The sequence below is a fragment of the Bacillus sp. E214 genome (genome assembly GCF_008087365.1).
Lineage (GTDB): Bacteria > Bacillota > Bacilli > Bacillales > Pradoshiaceae > Pradoshia.
Genome location: NZ_VENN01000005.1, coordinates 123,371 through 143,839 on the forward strand (window position 1 = coordinate 123,371; position 20,469 = coordinate 143,839).

Annotated in this window: 14 protein-coding genes and 1 riboswitch; of the genes, 5 read left to right on the forward strand and 9 right to left on the reverse strand. The window is 37.9% G+C overall.

Going from position 1 to position 20,469, the window contains the following annotated elements; all coding sequences use genetic code 11:
- Positions 1–343: 343 nt before the first annotated feature.
- Both FHY47_RS15850 and FHY47_RS15855 read left to right on the forward strand, forming a co-directional pair.
- Positions 344–1,255: a DMT family transporter gene (locus tag FHY47_RS15850; protein WP_066108178.1), complete on the forward strand. Its 912-nt coding sequence runs from the start codon at positions 344–346 to the stop codon at positions 1,253–1,255.
- A 486-nt stretch (positions 1,256–1,741) separates the two neighbouring features.
- Positions 1,742–1,819, forward strand: a riboswitch (glycine riboswitch).
- 172 nt (positions 1,820–1,991) lie between these two features.
- On the forward strand, positions 1,992–3,338 hold the full coding sequence (locus tag FHY47_RS15855; RefSeq protein WP_148631089.1) for an amino acid permease: 1,347 nt from the start codon (positions 1,992–1,994) through the stop codon (positions 3,336–3,338).
- A gap of 122 nt (positions 3,339–3,460) precedes the next feature.
- Here the strand turns inward: FHY47_RS15855 and adhP are convergent, their stop codons facing one another.
- The 3 genes from adhP to rbsK all read right to left on the reverse strand — a co-directional run bounded on the left by adhP (position 3,461) and on the right by rbsK (position 7,068).
- The gene (adhP, locus tag FHY47_RS15860; RefSeq protein WP_066108183.1) at positions 3,461–4,486 is read right to left on the reverse strand and encodes an alcohol dehydrogenase AdhP; all 1,026 of its coding nucleotides are present in this window, start codon (positions 4,484–4,486) and stop codon (positions 3,461–3,463) included.
- A gap of 332 nt (positions 4,487–4,818) precedes the next feature.
- A complete protein-coding gene (locus FHY47_RS15865) occupies positions 4,819–5,868 on the reverse strand; it encodes a 2,3-butanediol dehydrogenase (RefSeq protein WP_066108186.1) in 1,050 nt (349 codons plus the stop codon).
- A gap of 273 nt (positions 5,869–6,141) precedes the next feature.
- On the reverse strand, positions 6,142–7,068 hold the full coding sequence (gene rbsK / locus FHY47_RS15870) for a ribokinase (RefSeq protein ID WP_139892716.1): 927 nt from the start codon (positions 7,066–7,068) through the stop codon (positions 6,142–6,144).
- 419 nt (positions 7,069–7,487) lie between these two features.
- Here rbsK and exaC point away from each other — a divergent pair, with 419 nt between their 5' ends.
- From exaC to FHY47_RS15885, 3 genes are all read left to right on the forward strand, one after another.
- Positions 7,488–9,008: an acetaldehyde dehydrogenase ExaC gene (gene exaC / locus FHY47_RS15875; protein WP_066108192.1), complete on the forward strand. Its 1,521-nt coding sequence runs from the start codon at positions 7,488–7,490 to the stop codon at positions 9,006–9,008.
- Between the two features lie 16 nt (positions 9,009–9,024).
- Positions 9,025–9,393 (forward strand): DUF779 domain-containing protein, encoded by a 369-nt coding sequence (locus FHY47_RS15880; protein ID WP_066108193.1) that lies wholly within the window; start codon positions 9,025–9,027, stop codon positions 9,391–9,393.
- Positions 9,394–9,598: 205 nt separating this feature from the next.
- Positions 9,599–11,095, forward strand: a complete 1,497-nt coding sequence (locus FHY47_RS15885; protein ID WP_175354309.1) for a peptide MFS transporter — start codon at positions 9,599–9,601, stop codon at positions 11,093–11,095.
- Between the two features lie 87 nt (positions 11,096–11,182).
- Here the strand turns inward: FHY47_RS15885 and FHY47_RS15890 are convergent, their stop codons facing one another.
- The 6 genes from FHY47_RS15890 to FHY47_RS15915 form a co-directional block, all read right to left on the reverse strand.
- Positions 11,183–13,564, reverse strand: coding sequence for a polyprenyl synthetase family protein (locus FHY47_RS15890; RefSeq protein WP_148631091.1), 2,382 nt, complete (start codon positions 13,562–13,564; stop codon positions 11,183–11,185).
- Positions 13,565–13,801: 237 nt separating this feature from the next.
- Complete coding sequence (locus FHY47_RS15895) at positions 13,802–14,677, reverse strand: spermine/spermidine synthase domain-containing protein (RefSeq protein ID WP_066108201.1); 876 nt, start codon at positions 14,675–14,677, stop codon at positions 13,802–13,804.
- Between the two features lie 203 nt (positions 14,678–14,880).
- The gene (locus FHY47_RS15900) at positions 14,881–16,275 is read right to left on the reverse strand and encodes a sugar porter family MFS transporter (RefSeq protein WP_066108204.1); all 1,395 of its coding nucleotides are present in this window, start codon (positions 16,273–16,275) and stop codon (positions 14,881–14,883) included.
- 401 nt (positions 16,276–16,676) lie between these two features.
- Complete coding sequence (araA, locus tag FHY47_RS15905; RefSeq protein WP_066108207.1) at positions 16,677–18,095, reverse strand: L-arabinose isomerase; 1,419 nt, start codon at positions 18,093–18,095, stop codon at positions 16,677–16,679.
- A 33-nt stretch (positions 18,096–18,128) separates the two neighbouring features.
- Positions 18,129–18,824, reverse strand: a complete 696-nt coding sequence (locus FHY47_RS15910) for an L-ribulose-5-phosphate 4-epimerase (RefSeq protein ID WP_066108210.1) — start codon at positions 18,822–18,824, stop codon at positions 18,129–18,131.
- 22 nt (positions 18,825–18,846) lie between these two features.
- The gene (locus tag FHY47_RS15915; RefSeq protein WP_066108213.1) at positions 18,847–20,457 is read right to left on the reverse strand and encodes a xylulokinase; all 1,611 of its coding nucleotides are present in this window, start codon (positions 20,455–20,457) and stop codon (positions 18,847–18,849) included.
- Between the last annotated feature and the right edge of the window lie 12 nt (positions 20,458–20,469).

The following is a 20,469-nucleotide window of genomic DNA, read 5'->3' on the forward strand; positions in this document are numbered from 1 at the left end:
CCATCTCCCCTGGTTAGCGAACTTTCCATCCTCTTCTATAATTGTTAATTCTCCCTTTATTATATTTGAAAAATTAAGAAAAACAAAAAGATAGCCCTTTCATTACTATTGTTATATTAAATGCACACTTCTATTATAGTTTCATCCTTTAAATCCCTTGACACAGTTTACAATGAAATTATATTCTTGACTCTGTGACTCTATTAAAATTCATTTTTATTCACAGCTCTGCTCTCCGTTTTGCAATAGCAGCAGTAACGTCTTCTCACTTGAGTAAACGATTTTGTATGTCTTGTTATACGGGGTTCAGAAAGCTTATTAAACTTCAACAAGGAGAATCGTTATGTGGTTTATTTTTTCACTACTAACAGCTTTAGCATGGGGTGGTGCTGACCTATTTTATAAAAAGGGATCAGACAGCAATGACAAGTACAGCCATATTAAAATTATCATCATGGTTGGTCTTGTCATGGGAATTCATGCAACAGCCTATATGATTATAAAAGATATACAGTTCAATCCAATGGAGATGATTCATTATTTACCAGTATCTTCTTTATACATCCTTTCCATGGCATTTGGGTATATTGGTTTGCGCTATATTGAATTGTCTATCGCCTCACCAATACAGAATTCCTCAGGTGTCGTAACAAGCATTCTGCTCTTCATCTTTTTCACTCATGAGCTAAGTATCATTGAAGTACTTGGGATTATCATCATCACTCTTGGGATTGTGGGGATAGCCGTTCTGGAAAAAAGAGCAGAAGATGAAGCTCGTCGACTGAATTCTGAGCATATCGATAAAAAATACCAAATTGGTTTCTTGGCTATTATCTTCCCAATTTTATATTGCATTATTGATGGACTTGCTACATTTGCGGATGCCATCTATCTGGATGAATTGAATTTAATCAGCGAAAATTCAGCTTTGCTTGCGTATGAATATACCTTTTTCCTATGCGCTGCCGTATGTTTTATCTATCTTCGCTTTATTAAGAAGGAATCCTTCCATGTATTTAAAGAGCGCGATAAAGGGATAGCAGCTATTTTGGAAACGATTGGTCAATTTTTCTACGTATTTGCCATGGCATCAGGCTATGCAATTATCGCAGCACCATTGATTGCTTCTTACAGTATCTTTTCAATTATCCTGTCACGAATCTTCCTAAAAGAGAAGCTGACTAAAAAACAATACATGATCATCGCAGTTGTTATCTTCGGTATTATCCTGCTGGGGATAGCGGATGAACTCTAAATTTGAATTTGCCTTTTAATAATGTAGATTAAAGACCAAATCCCTTATGGATTTGGTCTTTTTTTCAGAATGAATTGTGCTACTGCTAAGATAAACATGAAAAAGAGAGCTCTCGATTCTGGCCTTCCCCTTAACCTCATTGCCATGCTTATATTTCTAAAGGAAAAAACAAAAAAAGAGAGATACCTAGTACCTTTCTTTACTATTTAATACTTATAGTATGGTTTATCAGAACTGAAGCTTGTTTAGTATCATTAATTGATTGTTCAAAAGCATATGGATTATATATATTTCAAGTAAATCTTGGTCTCTTCCATATGCTTCAACAAATCATTTAATTACATGTACTTAGTTTGACAACATAATAATTTAGTGATAGCATTTTTTTCATAATATTTTTTCAGAATTATGTTAATAAGTTAACATAATCTAATAATTGATAATTTAATATAGCACGCTTTGATCGCTGTGGATAAAACTATGGCGGGAGCAGCTTCTGGAGAGACTGTATTTATACAGCGCCGAAGGATTCACAATCTCAGGCAAAAGGACAGAATGGTAACGATTTTTGTTATTCTTGCCCTTTTAGAGATTGGAGACAACCAATCTCTTTTTTTATTGTCAAATATCAATAGTGAGGTGAGACATAGTATCTAAATAAAGCGAGAAAAATGATAAATATCTATTTTACTAGGTGCCTGTTTTAGACATCTAAGATTAAACGGGGGCATGCAACTTGGCTAAGCAAGAGTTAAAAAGGGATTTAAAAAATCGTCATGTACAATTAATAGCAATTGGGGGCACAATTGGAACCGGCTTATTTTTAGGCTCCGGAAAATCCATTCATTTAGCCGGTCCATCCATCTTATTTTCTTATCTGATTATCGGAGTAGCTCTATTTTTTGTTATGAGAGCACTGGGTGAATTACTTTTATCCAATACAAATCATACATCATTTATCGATTTCGCAGCTGAATATTTGGGTCCATGGGCTGGATTTGTGACTGGCTGGACGTATTGGTTCTGCTGGATTATGACAGCCATGGCTGATATTATCGCTGTTGGTTTATATACACAATACTGGTTTGATATCCCGCAATGGGTGCCTGCCATCATCTGTTTAGTAATTCTATTAGGATTAAATCTATTAACCGTCAAACTGTTTGGTGAGTTGGAATTCTGGTTTGCGATTATTAAAGTCGTCACTATTGTTGCACTAATTGTCGTAGGAATCGTACTGCTTGTGATTGGATTTGAAACAGATAGCGGAACTGTTTCTGTTTCTAACCTTTGGAATCATGGCGGCATGTTCCCGAATGGAATATCAGGGTTCTTACTATCACTGCAAATGGGTGTCTTCTCCTTCGTCGGAGTTGAACTTATTGGTGTATCTGCTGCTGAAACAGCTAATCCACGAAAAAACATTCCATCTGCTATCAACAAAATACCGGTACGGATTTTACTGTTTTATGTAGGTGCCTTATTTGTTATTTTATGCATCAATCCTTGGGATCAATTAAGTGCGACAAGCAGCCCATTTGTAGGTGTCTTCGCCTTAATCGGGATTCCAATGGCGGCAGGTATTATCAACTTTGTTGTATTAACATCGGCAGCCTCTGCTGCAAACAGCGGTTTATTCTCAACCAGCCGGATAATGTACAACTTAAGCAATCATAATGAAGCACCAAAAAAACTTGGCAAATTAAATAAACACCATGTACCGAGCAATGCATTATTAACTTCTACTATTGTAGTTTCTGTCGGTGCACTGCTTAGCAAGCTGATACCAGAGCAGGCCTTTACAATCGTCACAACAATCAGCGCCATCTGTTTCATTTGGGTATGGAGCATTATTTTAATCTCGCATATCAAATATGTAAAAACAAGACCTGATTTAAGAGCTAAATCTACATTCAAAGCTCCATTAACACCAGCTATAAATTATGTAATCCTAGGTATGTTTGCTTTCATACTGATTGTAATGCTCATTGCTGCGGAAACACGCTTAGCAATGCTGCTTACACCATTATGGTTTGTCTTATTGTTCATTTTATATAACTATCATAAAAAGAAGAGATTATGATAATAGAGCAAAAGCAAAAATAATAATGCACTCCAGTTGTTAGATTACACTTAACAATTGGAGTGCATTTTTTTTCTATAGTATTCTGCTTGAGGCTTATTACTTAAGGTTATTGATTGGAATTATTCGTGTTTGTGCATATCGATGACCATACGGCCCTGGATTTTACCTGCTTCCATTTCTTCAAAAATATCATTTACTTCATGCAAGCATCTTGTTTCAACGATTGGCACTACTTTGCCCTCTGCTCCAAATTGGAAAGCCTCTTCTAAATCCTTACGTGTACCAACTAAGGAACCAACGATTTGAATACCATCCAATACGGTTTTCACGATAGCCAAATCCATTGTTTCAGGAGGTAATCCTACTGCAACAACTTTAGCAGTGGCACGAACAGAGTTAACAGCCTGGTTAAAGGCAACTTTGGAAACAGCTGTAACAACTGCAGCATGAGCTCCTCCAACTTTCTCCTGAATCCACTCACCTGCATCTCCATCTGTTAATGGGTTACATACAAGATCTGCTCCTACTTCTTTGGACAATGCCAATTTATCATCATTAATATCCACTGCAATTACTTTTGCATTGAATACATTTTTCGCATATTGGATCGCAAGGTTACCTAATCCACCACAGCCATAGATAGCAATCCATTGACCAGGTTTAATATCAGAAACTTTAATTGCTTTGTAGCAAGTTACCCCTGCACATGTAATACTGCTCGCTTGAGCTGGATCAAGACCTTCAGGTACTTTAACTGCATAGTCCGCTTCTACGATACATTGCTCAGCCATTGCTCCATCAACCGTGAAGCCGGCGTTTTGTACGCTGCGGCAGAAGGTTTCATTTCCCGTCACACAGTATTCGCAAGTTCCGCATCCCTTAAAGAACCAGGCAATGCTGACACGATCTCCTACTTTTAAACTTGTAACGTCGTCTGCAATTTCTTTCACAATGCCGATTCCTTCATGTCCAGGAATTCTTCCCGGAACTGCACCGAAATCACCTTTTGCTACGTGCAAGTCTGTATGACATACTCCGCAATATTCTACATCAACTAAAGCTTGACCGGGTTTTAACTTAGGAAGCTCCTTTTCAACTAATTCTACTTTACCAGGATTCTTTGCACTCACTACAGCTGCTTTCATTCCAATCAATCCTCCGTATGTATATTAACTTGCTCAATGTTTCACATACTTATTATAATTATAATAGTTAGCAAAGTAAATACATATTGAACGATTTTATATATTCAGATTATTAAAATATATACATCTCCAACTAACTTCCACAAATACGACTAAATTACGTGTTTTAGCAGAATTGTATACTCAGAAATGTATAATACACCTCAAAATCCAATACACCACGTGTTGCTTTCTTACTAATAAATCCATAAACACTAAAATGGCCATTCCATTTGAAGAGAAGGCCATTTTAGTTTCTATATATGATTATCATATTTGCATTTGTACAATGATTATTCAGCTTTTACTAATATTTTAATATGATTTCGTTCGTTTAATAAACCTTCAAAGCCTTCTTCAATCACATCATCCAACTTAATTCGTTTGGTAACGAGTTTGTCAGCTGGGAAGTAGCCCTGAGCCATTAAATTGATAACAGCAGGAAATATATCACGGTATCCAATAATACCGTTGATTGTACGTTCTTTCATAACAATATCGTTTGGATGAATAGACGCTTCTTTTTCAAAAATACTAACAATCATCGTTTCACCATTAAATTTAGTTGAATGAATAGCTTGTTTTAAAACAATCGGTACTCCTGTTACTTCATATGAAACGTCAACACCGCCATTTGTCAATTTAGTTAATTGTTCAACGACATCACCCTGATTCGGATCGATAGCAATAGCACCAAGTTCTTCTGCTTTTTGCCTGCGTTGTTCTGATAATTCTACTGCATAAATTTCAGCCGCACCAGCTGCTTTTAACGCTTCAATAACTAATAAACCAATTGGTCCTGTTCCAAATACCGCTGCTTTATCGCCAACTTTAAGTTTACTTTGTTTAACAGCGTGTACAGCAACAGCTGAAGGTTCTACGAGTGCCCCTTGTTCAAATGAAACATTTTCAGGCAGCTTATGTAACATATGTTCCGGTATAGAAGCGTATTCAGAGAATCCTCCACCGCCTCCTGCTAAACCATAAAAGCCCATTAGCTCACATAGATTATATTTTCCTTGTTTACAAGCTTCGCATTTTCCACAGGAGTAGACGGGCTCAACTGTAACACGGTCACCAACTTGGACTCTGGTTACGCCTTCGCCAACCTCTACAACTTGTCCAGAAAATTCATGTCCCATTACAATCGGAGCTTTCTCCTTACTCAATGGGTGTGGCTCTTCGGTTGGGATAAAAATTGGACCGGCTGTATATTCGTGTAAGTCACTTCCACAAATACCGCACCATTCAACTTTAATTTTTGCTTCTCCCTTTTTGGCAGTAGGTTCCTCTAAATTGTCTAACCTTAAATCTTTAGCATTGTACCATCTGAGTGCTTTCATATTGGTCATCTCCTAAAATTTTGTTAGAAACGCATAATACAGAACACTTTTATTATATCATTATATCGATTGATAACAAATTTATTAACTGATTAATCTGAATTATATTTGTTTTTATGACAAACACTTGAACAATAGAAAGGTAATCTTAATAACCCCTAAAAATATCTTAGTCATATATTTGTGTAAAATAACTTAAATATTAAAGGATGACTCCATCACTAAGAGCCATCCTTTAATTCACTAAAAACCAAGTTTTAATTAAAATCCTGCTTACGCTTCAATTCTTTTGCTTAAAAACAACTTAACTTCATCCATACTTGGATAAGAATTCTGTGTACCACGTTTTGTGACACTTAATGCTGCAAAGGCATTAGCCATTTTTATCGATTGGACAATATCCCCATTCTGAATATAATTATAGGCGAAACAGCCGATGAATGCGTCTCCGGCCCCCGTTGTGTCTACAGCATCAACCTTGAATGAATCAACGATTTGCGTTCCTCTATCGGTTATCCACATCACGCCTCGGCTTCCCATCGTCACGATAACATTTTTAACTCCTTTATCTATCAGGCTGACTGCAGCAGCTTTAATTTGCTCAATCGTTGAAACAGGCATGCCAGTCAAGATATCCAGTTCACTTTCATTGGGAACAAAAAAGTCACATTTGCATACATAATTGAAATCCAAATTTTTGGTAGCAGGAGCAGGATTCAGAATAACAGGAATCCCATGCTCGTTCCCAAATTCTATCGCCCGATAAACGGTTTCGAGCGCGATTTCTAACTGAAGAATAATTAAAGAACATGTCTTGAGCTTTTCGGCCGCTTTATCGACATCCTCAGGTAAAAGGTACTGATTGGCCCCTTTAATGATTAAAATACGATTTTTGGAATCCGAATCTACAAAGATTGGTGCGACCCCGCTGCTGCTTCCGGGGACCTTATTCGTAAATTCTGTATCAATTCCATAGCGTTTAAGATTTTGAATGGTGTTATCTGCAAAAATGTCATCGCCTACCTTCGTAACCATCATGACCTTGGAGCCCAGTTTTGCAGCTGCCACTGCCTGGTTGGCCCCTTTTCCTCCACACCCCATTGAAAAGCTAGGTGCTTCAAGTGTTTCTCCCTCTTCTGGCATTCTATCAATATAGGAAATTAGATCGACCATATTGGATCCTATCACCGCAATATCCATGCTATTACCACCTTATTTTTCTCTTGCCGACTGAATTAAATATAGATCATTTTTTTTTGCAGCGCTGCATTTCGGCAGAATAAGAGCGCCCGTATCTGTTGGTTGCTGTTAGTAAAATTAAACAGCCTGTCTCCAATCTCTTGTTCCATTCATGGGTGAATAATTCTCTTTAGATGTAATAGATAACCTGCAAAATTTATCTATCTAGTAACGAGTAATGGAAGACACATTTTTTTCCTATTTCTATACTACACTTATACATCATATTTCTCCTATATTCACAGTCATATTATTTGAAATTTTATTAAATTAGACAAATAATAGTATAGAAAACGCTTTACTGGTGTATTTTTATTCCAAAATGGCATCAAAACTTTACATTTAAGAGTTTTCAATACGAACATAGGGGAGATATCAACATGATTTATGCAAATCCAAATACAGAAGGCGCAGTTGTGCATTTCAAAGAGAAATACGATAACTTTATTGGCGGAAAATGGGTTGCACCTGTTAAAGGTCAATACTTTGAAAATAAATCTCCGGTAACTGGAGAAGTTTTTACAAAGGCTGCTCGTTCTTCTGCTGAAGATATTGAATTAGCATTAGATGCGGCACATGCAGCAAAAGAAGCTTGGGGGAAAACTTCTACTGCTGAACGTGCACGTATTTTAAATAAAATTGCAGATCGTTTAGAAGAAAACCTGGAAATGCTCGCAGTAGCTGAGACTTGGGATAACGGGAAAGCAGTACGTGAAACATTGAATGCTGATGTTCCTTTGGCAATTGATCACTTCCGTTATTTCGCAAGTGCCATTCGTACACAAGAAGGAAGAACTACTCAATTAGATAATGATACAGTAGCTTACCACTTCCAAGAACCACTTGGTGTTGTTGGTCAAATCATTCCTTGGAATTTCCCAATTCTAATGGCTGTCTGGAAGATTGCCCCGGCATTAGCAGCAGGTAACTGCATCGTATTAAAACCAGCTGAACAAACTCCTGCATCCATTATGGTTCTTGTTGAGTTAATTCAGGATATACTCCCAGCGGGTGTTCTGAACATCGTAAATGGTTTTGGTATTGAAGTAGGGAAACCACTTGCAACAAATCCACGTATTGCGAAGATTGCCTTTACTGGCTCTACAGCAGTGGGACGCCAAATAATGCAATATGCTACTGAAAACATTATTCCTGTCACATTGGAGCTTGGCGGTAAATCACCTAACGTATTCTTTGAAGATGTAATAGACAAAGATGATGAATTTTTAAATAAAGCAATCGAAGGCTTAGTGATGTTTGCTCTAAACTCCGGTGAAATTTGCACATGCCCTTCCCGTGCATTAATCCAGGAATCAATCTATGATAAATTTATGGAACGTGCATTAGAGCGTGTGAAAGCTATTAAGATTGGCAACCCACTTGACACAGAAGTTATGATGGGCGCACAGGCTTCAAATGAACAAAAAGAAAAAATCTTATCCTACATTAAACTCGGCAAAGAAGAAGGTGCTGAATGTTTAATTGGCGGAGAAGAAAATGACCTTGGTGAAGACCTTAAAAATGGTAACTATATTAAACCGACTGTTTTCAAAGGTCATAACAAAATGCGTATATTCCAGGAAGAAATCTTTGGTCCAGTTCTTAGTGTAACGACTTTCAAAGATTTTGACGAAGCAATGGAAATTGCAAATGATACCTTGTACGGATTAGGTGCCGGTGTATGGTCCCGCAGTGGAGATCTTGCTTACCGTGCCGGCCGTGCGATACAAGCTGGTCGTGTATGGACAAACACATATCATCAATATCCAGCAGGTGCTGCTTTCGGCGGTTACAAATTATCCGGTATCGGCCGTGAAAACCATGCTATGATGTTAGATCATTACCAACAAACAAAATGTTTGTTAGTAAGCTATGATAAAAATGCTCAAGGTTTCTTCTAAAAGGAGTGACTCTAAAATGGTAGAACGTGTCGTAGCAACCGAAGAGGCACTTCAATTAATAGATTCATTAAAAAGAACTCACGGCTCTATTATGTTTTACCAATCCGGAGGCTGCTGTGATGGATCTGCTCCCATGTGTTATAAGGAAGATGATTTTAAAACGGGGGATTCTGATGTATACCTCGGTTCCATTGGAGGAGCACCGTTTTATATCCATAAGATGCAATATGAGTACTGGAAACATACTCAATTGATCCTAGATGCTACTGATGGAAGAGGAGCAGCCTTTTCACTTGATAGTATAGAAGATTGTCATTTCATTACGAAATCACGAGTATTCTCTGATGAAGAATATGCAAAACTAAAAAATCAAATAGAAGCCTAAATAAAAATGCCCCAAAGTTATCAATAACTTTGGGGCATTTTCTATTAAACATTATTTATTCTTCTTTATTTATCACACATAATCTAACATTTTTCGACATATTTCTATTAAATAAACAAAATTATAGTCTCTCAATTTTGATTTTTTAGTTAATCTAAAATAAAATGGTATATTGTACTACATCATGCTAAAGGAGAGAGAATTTTTGGTTAAATTAAACAAACAGTCGGGTGTTCCAGGCATTCCGAACACAGGTTTTTTCGGACACCCTAAAGGACTTTTCACATTATTTTTCACAGAGTTTTGGGAACGTTTTTCGTATTATGGAATGCGGGCCATCCTGGTCCTCTACTTATACGCTGAAGTTAGCAAGGGCGGACTGGGGTTTGATCAAACCACAGCCATGTCAATTGCTGCAATCTATGGATCTTTAGTCTATCTATCAGGTATTATCGGTGGATGGGTTGCAGACCGTTTACTTGGGACAAGCAGAACCGTATTCTACGGTGGAGTTTTTATTATGCTTGGTCATGTTGTTCTGGCATTACCGCTCGGGGCTGAAGCCTTTTTTGCCAGTATGTTCTTAATTATCATTGGTACCGGATTGCTAAAGCCGAACATTTCCAGTGTTGTTGGTGACTTATATACAAAGGCCGACAATCGCCGGGACTCAGGATTCAGTATCTTCTATATGGGGATTAATTTAGGTGCTTTTATAGCTCCATTTGTTGTAGAAGGATTACGCGGGCATTACGATAGCTACCATGCAGGTTTTTCAGCTGCTGCTGTAGGTATGTTTCTTGGATTAATCGTATTTGTTATTACGAAAAAGAAAAATCTGGGCACCATTGGAACACAGCCACCTAATCCATTAAGCCCTGAAGGCAAAAAGAAATTTGCTCTTTATTTTGGGGTAACAATTGCTCTATTAATTGTCCTTTTCTATGCTCTGATTACAATCGGTTGGCTAACCATTGATCGATTTGTTTTACTCGTAACTATTTTGGCAGTTATTATACCAGTCGTTTACTTTGTTTGGATGTACAAAAGCTCTAAAACAACTGCAGAAGAACAATCAAGATTACTTGCCTATATTCCATTATTCCTGTCAGCAGTTATCTTCTGGGCTATTTATGAACAAGGCTCTAATTTACTGAATATTTATGCTTTAGAACGGACTAATTTAACATTGTTAGGCTTTAAAATCGCACCTGGTGTGCTACAGGCAATGCCTGCCCTCTTCGTGATCATCTTTGCACCAGTTGCAGCTTGGTTATGGATGAAGCTTGGGGATAGACAGCCTTCAACTTCCAGAAAATTTTCAATTGGCTTGCTATTAGCAGGTCTATCATTCATTGTGATGCTTGTACCAGGATACTTAAGTGGCGGTGACTCACTTGTTAGTCCTTATTGGCTCATATTGAGCTACCTAATCGTCACACTTGGAGAGCTTTGTCTATCTCCTGTTGGTTTATCTGCTACAACTAAATTGGCACCTGCTGCATTCTCCGCTCAAACGATGAGCCTATGGTTCCTCGCAAGCGCAGTTGCACAGGCTATAAATGCACAGCTTGTAAAACTTTATAGTACGGAAACGGAACTCCTGTATTTTGGATTAATTGGTGGATTCGCAATTCTATGTTCAATTATTATTTACTTCATCTCACCAACCATCCAAAAATACATGAGAGGCGTTAAATAAGGAAAAAAGATGCCCCTGGTTTTAAAACCGGGGGCATCTTTATGTTCTGAATGTTCTCTGCTATCAGGCAGCGAACAGACAATCACTTTAGCGCTCTCTGTTCACCATATAATTCAATAAGTGCTTTAAAAATGAACTCTTCGGTGAAATTTGTACAATAGCTTCCATAGCATAGCAGTAATGGTCCCACATTACTTTACGAGCACCCTCCCTGCCAAGAACTGATACAAATGTAGAATTATTATTCTCTTTGTCCTGACCGACAGGTTTTCCAAGTAAAAGGTCATCCCCCTCCAGATCAAGCAAGTCATCTTTAATTTGAAATGCGATTCCGGCATGATGAGCGAATTTTTTTAACTTCTCTATCTCGGATTCCTCTACTTGAGCAAGAATGGCAGGCATAATGAGTGATGCCTCAAATGCGATTCCTGTTTTGTAAAAGGAAAGCGTGTTTAATTCCTCTAAAGTCAGCACTTTCCCTTTCGATTCTAAGTCCATCGCCTGACCTCTGCACATATCCATGGCTACCTGGGATGAGTATCGAATTAACTGTAGAACAGACGCGGCATCAAATTGTTTCAGTGATGCTTGTTCCTTCATAGCATTCTGAATAAGATATACCGAAGTTATTTCTGCTATACCCGTATTATGGACCTTATGCAAGGTAGCACGCCCTCTTCGAAAAGGCGCATTATCCTGAGATGGCAGATCATCGAGAATAAGAGATGCCGTATGCATATATTCCAGGGATTTAAGAAGCGGTACAATCGCTGTAGAATCCAGCCCATACTCCCTGACTCCCATCATCCAAGTCACGATTGGCCTTAACCTCTTTCCATCACCTTCAAGACTGTAATTTGCCGCATCAATGATTGGATCATTCGTCAAAAGTGTAGATTCTAGTTGATTAATAGGCAGATATTGATTAATCTCCTGACGAATGCTCTTTATTGTGTTAGCAAATTCGCTCTCCTCTTGACGATCCTTTCTCATATTGGAAAGGATATGATCTCGGAGCAATTTATCAAAGAAATCCACATCATCCGCTTTCTGAACCATCGTTTGGATGAGGCTGTTGAATGCTGGTATATTTGCTGTTAACAACTTCATCAATTCATCATATTTCTTAGTACCTAATCGTTCTTTATTTCTTTTTAAGCCATTGATTGCTCGATCCAGTATGACCTCACAAGCATGAGGATCAGAATCATATACATGATGAATTAAGTTGAAAATAACCGTCCAATATAATTCGAATGGGTTAATAAGGTCAGGACGCTTATCATGATAGGTTAGATAATACGTATATGGAGTGACCGCTCCTGCATCCATATCCTCAAATAAATCCGCAAAGTCATCTGCCAATTGATTGTATATTCCATAGTAAAACGTACGTTTGTTAAACCCTTCATCCTCCGGTGCACTAATAACAGAACGAACAATCAATCGTGAAGAAGATGATTTTAATATGATTGGAATAAACAAATCTTCATTGGAGTAATGTTCATTTGTTAACTCTTTAACTCGGTCCACTTCCTGTGAATGAAAAAACACATACGCCTGGTCGAAAAATATTCTAGCATTTTCTGGGCTTTGGCATCCTTTAATATACTCAAATGCTTCCTTCAGTTCTGAATGAATAAACCGAATAAGATTTTCATTTTCTCCTGACCACTCGTCTATTTCTGGGACTGTCCCATTTATAAGCGTCATTCTAATGATAGTTGAAAACTGCTTTTTCTCCTCATCGGATAAAACATTTGCATCTAGTAAATCATCTATAAAAGGATAGGTCAGACCATAGGAATATCCTAACCGAATGGCTTCATCAAGCTTCTGTGCTCGTTCTTCCGGGGAAATATCAGAGCCCATCTCTTCCCTAACGTGCATCATAACTCCACCTATGATTTTGATTAATTTACGTTGGGCATTTTCGGCATCCATCCCATTCGGTATAGAGGATGAAACGATTCTTAGCTTGTCGAATAGCCAGATGATTGTTGACTCGATATTCTCCTTTTGACCCCATCTGTACAAACCGTGTGTACTAAACAAATCAAACTCACTAGATTCTTCAAATTTATCTGTAACTAATTGAGAAATGAGCGTATCCACGACTTGTTTGATTTTAGTTTGTGTTTCAGGCTCGTCCAAGGCTTTGCCCAAATCTCTCAGATAGATATATGAAATACTTCGATGAAGATACTGCTCCAGTTTCCCTCTCTTATTCAACCAGCTTATATACTGATGATACTCCTTATTTGTTGTTTTTTTATTTTTATGAGCAAAAAGGGAAGCTAAGGATCGATGACGAATATGATTCTGCTTCCACGATTGAATATCTTTCGTTAATGCATCGATATAGCTCTTTTCAATCACCTGCGCACGCAAGGATTCAAAATACTTTTCAGCCTTCTCTTCAGCCAATACATAACATTTATCACTATTATTTATGACCTTCTCATTCATAAGTTCAACTACCTCTTGTTTTCTTTTGGTTATACAATTTCCTACTCACTTAATACAAAAGTACCATCTTTATAAGCATAAAGCTAAAATAAACAATGTGGTATTTTTGACCTATTTCTCACTGAACGATTATCGCCCCTGACCAACGACTTATTTATATACTCGTCAGGAAAACATACCTTTACTAACTATAAAAATCCCCCTTCAAACTTTGAAAGAGGATTTCTCATGCATGTTTTATAAATAACATTTAATTGATTTTTCAATCCAATAGGTAAATATCGTATTTGGACATCTTTTTTCAAATAATTTCATTTTTAAATACATATCAATCCCATCTGAAACATCATGCCATAAATCCGTAAAAACAAAATCAAATTGACCCTTTGCCATAGATTTTTGAGCATATTCAAAGGCATTAGCTTTAATGATCTTAATCTTTTGATGGTTTTTGAATTGCGGCAATATATACGTTTGGAACAAGTTAATAACGTCTTCATTCATTTCGACTACCGTGATGCTATCAACATTTTCTTTTTCAGAAATCATATAGGTATAATAGCCAAGTCCCAACCCATATGTAAGTACATTTCCAAACGCCTGTTCAATCGGTTCTTTCATGGTTTCAATTTCATTAGGCGTTACTGTCATCCATATTCTTCCGTTTTCCAAAATAGCTGGATACTCAAATTCTGTTTCAAAAAAACCAATTTGCGGGATTTGCCTGCCTTCTTTTGTTTTGACAATATCATTGCATACAAAGCCCTCAAACGGTTTATACTTTTCATATTTCAGTTCACTATTACCAATCTTCAACGTTGGGATCTTGATATTCTTATAATAAGTGTTTTCGTAAAATTCCTTTTCATCCAGTTTAAAAAACATTCCATTAAAGTAATTGTTGAATAGATTCTTATCATCCATCTTATCCACAATATCCAATCCAAAAGCAGACGCTAAAATGACCGCAAACGCATGCTCATAAGATACTCCAAACTGAACAATCTCTTTTATCTCTTCCCCATCAACAAAATCGGGCGCCTTATTTAAATAATTGCTTAGCAATGCGAACACTTTATAATTATCTTCTTTTACTCCATCATTCGGTTTCATTTCTTCACCTGTATTCAATGAGTTATAGTAAAATAATAGCGAAAAAATCGAGATGGAGCAATGAAACTGGAATTCCTCTTAAGTAAAACAGGCACTTCAGATAAATGAATGAATAAAAAAGTCCCTGATTCCAGTATAGAAATCAGGGACAGCTTACTGTATAGCTTTGCTGTAATTCGATTAGCAATTAATTATGTTACTTACTATGCACTTTTCGCCTTAGCTTGTTTACTTTCTCCAATTTTTTCTATATCCTCTAAACTGCGACCGCGAGTTTCAGGAACGCATGTCCGTATAAATAGGACTCCCAGTAAACAAATACCGCCGAAGATGGCAAAAACAGCTTCTTGAGGCATAAAAGCAATCATGATTGGGAAAAGCAATCCGACCAAGAAAGAACCAATCCAGTTAAATGATGAAGCTAATCCTGACGCACGTCCGCGAATGGCTAGCGGGAATATTTCTCCAACTATGACCCAAGTTAAAGGAGCCCATGTGAATGAATAAAACGCAACATAGATACTTAGAAAAACAACCATCATCATCGGATTCACATTAGGAATTAGTATGTTTAAGATGGCAGGAAAAATAAAGGAGAGTCCCATAATGGTTCCGCCAACTGTTAATAAAGTACGGCGCTTAAATTTATCAGCAATGACCAGGAATACTAATGAACCTATTACGAGGATAATCCCCTGAATGATTGGCCACATCAACGCGGAACTGGCTGCATGACCCGTAGCATTTTCCACAATCAAAGGAATGTAATAGAAGATGGCATTTGCACCCTGGAATTGTTGAAAAGCTGCTACACCTACACCCGCAAAGACCAAGTAACGGTATTTACCACTTAAGAGAGTTCCCCAAGACGTTTTCTGACTTACCGTTTTTTCTTCTTTTGCAGCTTCTTGAATTTGTTTTATTTCAGCATCAATATCTTTTTTATTTGAACGAATATAGCCCAATACCTTACGAGCTTCATCAAATTTATTATTCTTAATTAAAAATCTTGGTGATTCAGGTAACTTTAACATTCCAAAAAATAAGATGATAGCAGGTACTGCAGCCAAACCAAGCATCATCCGCCATGCCATAGTTTCTGGCAGGTCTTTCAATAGATAATCAACAATGTATGAGAGCAACATCCCAGAAACGATCATGGTTTGATTTATTCCTGACAGACGACCGCGCAATTTTGCAGGCGCCATTTCCGACATATAGGCTGGAACCAACGCAGAGGCAGCCCCAACAGCTAGTCCTAGAAACATCCGTGATACAATCAAAAATAGTATTCCATCATGGGGGGCTATGCCTGACAATATGGATCCCACAACAAAAATGACAGCAGATATTAAAATCATTTTGCGTCGTCCTAAACGGTCAGACAGCTGACCAGCTACGACACCTCCAAAAATAGCTCCAAACATTACCGAAGAGGTAATCCAACCAATAGCGGTAGCTCTTCCTTCGAGGCTCCAATCACTTTCTAAAAAAGGTAATGCTCCCGTCATAACACCTATATCATAACCAAAAAGAATGCCGGCAAAAGCTCCAAAGAAATAAATAAAGCGACTTGATATTTTCTTTTCATTAACCATGAATGTTCCCTCCACTAGGTGCAAAAATATATTGCTAGAAATCCTACCACTAAGACTATTAATAGCCTTAACATATATAAAAGCGTTTTCAAGTCCTGCAAAATTGCTATAATACCAGTAAGTTTTTAATAGAATATTTACGTTCATAGCTTGTCTTACATGATAGTAGGTGTTGCCTATTTAATAATAGAGATGCTCTGTTTAATTTAATGAATAACGCATTAGGGTACTTTTGAATCAAATATAATGAATCCAAAAACATTTAGTTTTATTTCTTCATCTTAAACGCTTTCATATATATAAACAAAGAACACGCTTACAAATAAAAGCATCTTATTCTACCTTCTGGGATAATCTATTATCCTCCAAGAAAGCATAAGCCCCCTCGGAGGATAAAGCCATTACCTAATAACTACATAATCTAAGTCAACAAGCTTTGCATACGTGATAATTTGATCTGTTGTCAGATTCAATGAAACAACTGTATGGTGACCGCCGCCATTCTCAATCCACGCTTTAACCCCATCCTGGAAGTTTGGCTTTACTTCCCATAGTACACGTGCTACTGGAAGATTAGGTGCTTTAACAGTTGGCTCAAAAGCAGAAACTTCATTAATCAAAAGCTTGTAATGTGTACCAAAGTCAGCCATTGAAACAACAACACCATCTCCTGCCTTACCATCGAAAACTAAACGAGCCGGATCTTCACGATCACCGATACCTAATGGAGATACGACAATTTTTGGCTTGTTGCAAGCTAATGTTGGATCTACTTCAAGCATATGTGATTGAAGAGCAGCTTCTTGCCCAACAGCTAGTTCATAAGTGTAATCCTCCATAAATCCAGTCGATTGGTTATGGCTCATCACTTTAAGTAAGCGATCTAGGGCTGCAGTCTTCCAATCCCCTTCACCAGCAAATCCATATCCTTGGGCCATCAAACGTTGCACTGCAAGGCCAGGAAGCTGTTTCATGCCATATAAGTCTTCAAAGTTAGTTGTGAATGCATTGTAACCACCATCATCAAGGAAACGCTTAATGGCAATTTCATAGCTTGCTTGCACCTTCACGCTCTTTTCCCAATCTTCTTTGCTGTATATGCCATAATCAAATTCATATAGTTCCGCATACTCAGCAATTAAATCGTTCACTTCTTCGTCCTTAACGTCATTCACATATTGAACAAGATCGCCTATACCAAAGTAGTCAACAGTCCATCCAAATTGAATTTGAGCCTCTACCTTATCCCCTTCGGTTACTCCAACATTACGCATGTTATCACCAAAACGAGCAACTTTTATATTGAAGCTTTCGTTATAAGCAACCGCTACATCCATCCATTCTGCTATTTGCTTTTGGACTTCAGCACGTTTCCAGTAACCTACTACAACTTTATTTTGCTTTTTCAAACGCGCATTGATAAATCCATATTCACGATCACCATGAGCTGATTGATTCAGATTCATGAAGTCCATATCAATGGTTTCCCATGGAATACTTTCGTTAAACTGCGTTGCTAAATGTAGCAATGGCTTTTGTAATAATTTTGTTCCGCGAATCCACATTTTTGCTGGTGAGAAGGTATGCATCCAAGTAATTACGCCCGCAACCTCATCACGATAGTTCACTTCTTTCATAATGCTTGTAATTTTATCTGCACTTACAGCTAAATCCTGCAATACAAGCGGGTAAGGTAATATACCGCTTTCATTTAAGGCATCCGTCATCGTTTGTGCGTGTGCTTTGACTTCCGCCAGTGCTTCTTCCCCATATAGATGCTGTGAACCTACGACAAACCAAAACTCTTTTACTTTAGACATAATAATCCTCTTTTCGTAGTTTGATAGTTTGTATTATTTTTGCCCATAGTAGGCATTTTTTCCATGTTTACGTAGATAGTGCTTATCTAAAATACGTTGTGGCAATTCTTCAGCAAAATGATTTAGTTCTCGTGTAAATAAATTCATTTTTGAGACCTCTTCTAATACCACACTGTTCATAACCGCTGATTTTGCATCTTTGCCCCAAGTAAATGGTCCGTGTCCATGAAGTAAAATACCGGGAACTGCCAATATATCTAATCCACGTTGTTCAAATGTTTCGATAATGACCTTTCCAGTTTCCACTTCGTACCCACGGTCAACTTCCTCTTGAGTTAAAAACCTTGCACATGGAATGGAACCATAGAATGTATCGGCATGAGTAGTTCCCATCGCCGGAACATCTAAACCTGCTTGAGCCCATATAGTCGCCCAGGTTGAGTGCGTATGCACAATGCCGCCAATCTCTGAATAATGCTTGTAAAGTACTGCATGAGTTGCTGTATCTGATGAAGGATTCAATTCCCCTTCAACCACCTGACCATCCAAATCAACAACCACCATATCACTTGGCTTCATCGTCTTATAATCAACACCGCTCGGTTTGATAACAAATAAGCCACTATCACGGTCAATTGCACTTACATTTCCCCATGTATATTTGACGAGTCCATGCTTGGGCAATTCTAAATTTGCTTCAAATACTTCCTCTTTTAACTTTTCTAACACTTGAACCCCTCCAAACTTGGACTCATAAAATCAAATGATCGACAGCTGCCTGCTCAATTACAAGACCTTTTTTATATCGCTCTATAAATTTCTCAAAACCTTTAACATCAAACTGATCCGGATATATTTCTTGACTATCAACCTCGAAAAAGACTTTTTGGTCAAGGAATTCTTCCAAGTATTCCTTCTCATTTTTGTTCATCATGTAAGAAGCCAGAATAGCCATCCCCCACGCACCGCCCTCTCCGGCTGTTGCCATAACGGATACTGGTGCATCAATGGCAGCTGCGACGATTTTTTGACCTACAATAGGTGTTTTGAATAATCCGCCGTGAGCCAAAATGCCGTCAATTTCAACACTTTCTTCTTTAGTCATAATGTCCATTCCAATTTTTAATGCGCCAAATGCAGTAAAAAGATGAGCTCGCATAAAGTTTGCTAAATTAAACTGACTACCAGGAGGTCGTACGAATAGCGGTCGCCCCTCATCTAATCCTGTAATATTCTCACCGGATAAATAGCCATAGCTTAGCAATCCGCCAGCATCCGGTTCAGCCTCCAAAGCTTTATTCAGCATCACTTCATATAATTGATCCGTTTCTATCTTTTGGCCCATTGCTTCAGAGAACTCACGGAATAATTTCAGCCAGGCATTTAAATCACTGGAGCAGTTATTAGCATGAACCATCGCTACAGGACTGCCATCAGGTGTTGTTACTAAATCAATTTCCGGATACACTTTTGAGAGTTCTTTTTCCAGTACAATCATGGCAAAGACTGATGTTCCTACTGAAATATTACCAGTACGCTTTCTCACACTATTTGTAGCAACCATTCCTGTACCCGCATCACCTTCCGGCGGACAAAGCGGAATACCTGGTTGTAAATTCTGTGATTGATCAAGAATTTTTGCCCCAACTTCAGTCAATTCACCAGCTTGTTCTCCTGAAAGATAAACTTTAGGAAGAATCTCCTCTAGGCTCAAAGGACAACCCTTCGTGGAAATTAGTTCATCAAATTGCTTAACCATTGATTCATTATAATTCTTTGTTGATTCATCGATTGGAAACATACCTGAAGCATCTCCAATACCGATCGCTTTATTACCAGTCAGTAACCAGTGGATATAACCTGCTAAAGTCGTAACATAATCAATACGCGGCAAATGTTTCTCTTCATTTAAGATAGCTTGATAAAGATGAGCAACGCTCCATCGTTCTGGGATATTGAATTTAAATGTATCAGTCAATTCTTTAGCTGCCGCACTCGTTGTTGAGTTACGCCAAGTACGAAACGGAACAAGTAATTCTCCTGTATGATCAAAGGCCATATATCCGTGCATCATGGCTGAGATTCCAATAGAACCAATCTTCCGAATCGTTATCCCATAGTTTCTTTCAACTTCTTGCTTCATCTCACGATACGCTGCTTGTAGTCCAGTAATAATATCGACTAGGCTGTATGTCCAAAAACCATCCTCCAAGCGGTTTTCCCACTCATAGCTTCCAGATGCAACCGTTTCAAAATTATGATCAATTAACACTGCCTTGATACGTGTAGAACCAAATTCAATTCCAAGAGAAGTCTCTCCCCTAGCAATTGCCTCTTGTATGTTTGCTTTGTTCTTTCTCATATAAACCCCCAT

What these genes read in the sequence shown, in the direction of transcription:
- FHY47_RS15880 (WP_066108193.1), top strand. Translation starts at nt 9,025, where the DNA reads ATGGTAGAACGTGTCGTAGCAACCGAAGAGGCACTTCAATTAATAGAT.
- araA (WP_066108207.1), bottom strand. Translation starts at nt 18,095, where the DNA reads ATGTCTAAAGTAAAAGAGTTTTGGTTTGTCGTAGGTTCACAGCATCTA.
- FHY47_RS15900 (WP_066108204.1), bottom strand. Translation starts at nt 16,275, where the DNA reads ATGGTTAATGAAAAGAAAATATCAAGTCGCTTTATTTATTTCTTTGGA.
- exaC (WP_066108192.1), top strand. Translation starts at nt 7,488, where the DNA reads ATGATTTATGCAAATCCAAATACAGAAGGCGCAGTTGTGCATTTCAAA.
- FHY47_RS15895 (WP_066108201.1), bottom strand. Translation starts at nt 14,677, where the DNA reads ATGAAACCGAATGATGGAGTAAAAGAAGATAATTATAAAGTGTTCGCA.
- adhP (WP_066108183.1), bottom strand. Translation starts at nt 4,486, where the DNA reads ATGAAAGCAGCTGTAGTGAGTGCAAAGAATCCTGGTAAAGTAGAATTA.
- FHY47_RS15890 (WP_148631091.1), bottom strand. Translation starts at nt 13,564, where the DNA reads ATGAATGAGAAGGTCATAAATAATAGTGATAAATGTTATGTATTGGCT.
- rbsK (WP_139892716.1), bottom strand. Translation starts at nt 7,068, where the DNA reads ATGGATATTGCGGTGATAGGATCCAATATGGTCGATCTAATTTCCTAT.
- FHY47_RS15850 (WP_066108178.1), top strand. Translation starts at nt 344, where the DNA reads ATGTGGTTTATTTTTTCACTACTAACAGCTTTAGCATGGGGTGGTGCT.
- FHY47_RS15915 (WP_066108213.1), bottom strand. Translation starts at nt 20,457, where the DNA reads ATGAGAAAGAACAAAGCAAACATACAAGAGGCAATTGCTAGGGGAGAG.
- FHY47_RS15865 (WP_066108186.1), bottom strand. Translation starts at nt 5,868, where the DNA reads ATGAAAGCACTCAGATGGTACAATGCTAAAGATTTAAGGTTAGACAAT.